This is a genomic window from Streptobacillus felis (assembly GCF_001559775.1).
In the GTDB taxonomy this organism is placed as follows: domain Bacteria; phylum Fusobacteriota; class Fusobacteriia; order Fusobacteriales; family Leptotrichiaceae; genus Streptobacillus; species Streptobacillus felis.
Genome location: NZ_LOHX01000277.1, coordinates 1 through 475, shown reverse-complemented (window position 1 = coordinate 475; position 475 = coordinate 1). Strand labels below are relative to the sequence as shown.

Annotated in this window: 2 protein-coding genes; one reads left to right on the top strand and one right to left on the bottom strand. The window is 22.9% G+C overall.

The window, feature by feature from the left end; genetic code table 11:
• Nucleotides 1–152 (top strand): family 1 glycosylhydrolase (locus tag AYC60_RS09610; protein ID WP_156447675.1); only part of this gene is annotated, 152 nt, incomplete at its 5' end.
• Here AYC60_RS09610 and AYC60_RS09075 read toward each other — a convergent pair.
• Nucleotides 149–475: hypothetical protein (locus AYC60_RS09075; protein ID WP_197416972.1), on the bottom strand; the 327-nt coding region annotated here is incomplete at its 5' end. The genes AYC60_RS09610 and AYC60_RS09075 overlap by 4 nt on opposite strands.

The following is a 475-nucleotide window of genomic DNA, read 5'->3' as shown; positions in this document are numbered from 1 at the left end:
CTTTAGCATTACATAAAGAAGGAGATTTTTTAAATAGAGAAAATATAGAACATTTTGTAAATTATGCAGAATTTTGTTTTAACGAATTTGAAGAAATTAAAAATTGGGTTACATTTAATGAAATATGGCCAGTATCTAGTGGACAATACTAAGTAGGTAAATTTCCACCAGCAATAAGATTTGCTTCTTCTAAATTAATACAATCTATGCATAATCTAATGGTTGCACATTCTAAAGTATTATTAAAATTTACAGAATTAGAATTTAAAGATATAAAATGAGGAATAATACATTCATTATGATTTATATATCCATATAGAGTATGGAATAAATTTGATGAATTTACATCATATAAAGATAATGTATTAGCGAATAGATTTTTATTAGAAGCTACATAAAGTGTTGGATATAGGTAAGAAACTATGTATATAATAAAAGGTATATAATACAGAAATAATTGAGAAATAGAAATATT